General features: G+C 41.1%; 2 protein-coding genes. One reads left to right on the forward strand and one right to left on the reverse strand.

The window, feature by feature from the left end; genetic code table 11:
• A partial coding sequence (locus tag ACFIL8_RS09850) for a tetrahydrofolate dehydrogenase/cyclohydrolase catalytic domain-containing protein (protein ID WP_375689623.1) occupies nt 1-641 on the forward strand: 641 nt, incomplete at its 5' end.
• Nucleotides 642-707: 66 nt separating this feature from the next.
• Here the strand turns inward: ACFIL8_RS09850 and ACFIL8_RS09855 are convergent.
• A partial coding sequence (locus tag ACFIL8_RS09855; RefSeq protein ID WP_375689625.1) for a dihydroxy-acid dehydratase occupies nt 708-1,766 on the reverse strand: 1,059 nt, incomplete at its 5' end.

Below are 1,766 nucleotides of genomic sequence, written 5' to 3' on the forward strand. Positions count from 1 at the left end.
CTGATCCCAAAATTCATGGTATTTTGGTACAGCTGCCTCTCCCTGCTCATATGAATACAAATCGCATAACACAAGCCATTGCTTTCCAAAAAGATGTTGATGGTTTTCATTATATTAATGTAGGAAAACTTGCGGCAAATGCACTTGAAGATGCAATTATTCCCTGCACTCCAGCTGGTGCCATGATGATGATTGAACAACACTGTGGACGAGATTTATCTGGACTTGATGCTGTCGTTGTTGGACGCTCTAATATTGTTGGAAAACCTATGGCTGCCCTTTTAACAGCAGCCAATGCCACTGTGACAATTGCCCATAGTCGTACCCGTGACCTTGATGATGTGTGTCGAAGCGCTGATATTCTAGTAGCAGCTGTAGGCCGCCCACAAATGATTAAAAAAGACTGGATAAAAGATGGTGCAATTGTTATTGATGTAGGTATTAACCGCGTTGCTGCACCAGAAAAAGGTATAGGGAAAACACGTCTTGTTGGTGATGTCGATTTTGAAAACGTAAAAGAAAAAGCTGCTGCGATCACCCCTGTTCCAGGAGGCGTTGGACCAATGACAATTGCCATGCTTATGGTTAATACACTCAAAGCCGCCGCGCGATCACACAATCTGCCGATACCAAAATTCTAAAAATTGTAACAATTCCTTGTATATGGTTTCATTGTATATGATTCAGCTTATTTATTTTTGCATTTTTCATGTCATAAAAACAGATGCCCCTTGATCTGCACGATTAACGGATTGACGAAAAACATGAAAAAGTTCGCGTCCAACACCATGTTCGTTTTTTGAAAGATCCGGAGATATGATTTTTCGCGCGTTAAATTTTGCTAAATCCTCCAAAAGGGTTAATTTACCCTCATGAGCATCAAGAAAAACAATATCACCATCCTGCAAACGTGCAATGGGGCCATTATCCACTGCTTCTGGTGTCACATGGAGAGCAGCAGGAATTTTTCCTGACGCTCCTGACATACGCCCATCGGTTATCAATGCTACCTTTTGACCGCGATCTTGTAAAACGCCTAAAATGGTCGTTAATTTATGAAGCTCTGGCATACCATTGGCTTTTGGTCCTTGATAGCGAATGACAGCGATAAAGTCTTTATTATGCAACACTCCAGATTTAAAAGATTTTTGTAGTTCCTCTTGATCATTAAAAACAAAGACTGGCGCTTTAATCTGCCAATACTCTGGTTTAACAGAGGAAACTTTTATAATAGCTGTTCCCAAATCTCCTGATAAAACACGAAGACCACCATCAAGCTGAAATGGCTTTCTCCACCCCGCTAACACCTTATGATCACCACTTTCCTTAAGAGCCGCTTCACGCACCACATGACCATCAGCAGAAAGCTTTGCTTCAATTGCATAAGCATTGAGATCTTTACCAAAAACCGTAGAAACATCTTCATGGACCAAGCCTGCCTCGATAAGCTCGCGAATAATAAATCCCATTCCCCCCGCAGCGTAAAAATGATTAATATCTGCTAAACCGTTAGGATAAATGCGCGCTAAAAGAGGCACAACGGATGAAATTTCTGCAATATCATGCCATGTCAATTTAATACCGCAAACAGCAGCCATAGCAATCAAATGAATCGCATGATTGGTAGAACCTCCTGTTGCATTTAATCCTACAATGGCATTCACAAAAGAACGCTCATCAATGATCATACCAAGTGGACTATAATGATCACCAAGATCTGTCATTTCAAGTACACGTTTCGTGGCTTCTTTTGTTAAAGCATCACG

It is taken from the genome of Bartonella sp. AP57NXGY, assembly GCF_042195805.1.
Lineage (GTDB): Bacteria > Pseudomonadota > Alphaproteobacteria > Rhizobiales > Rhizobiaceae > Bartonella.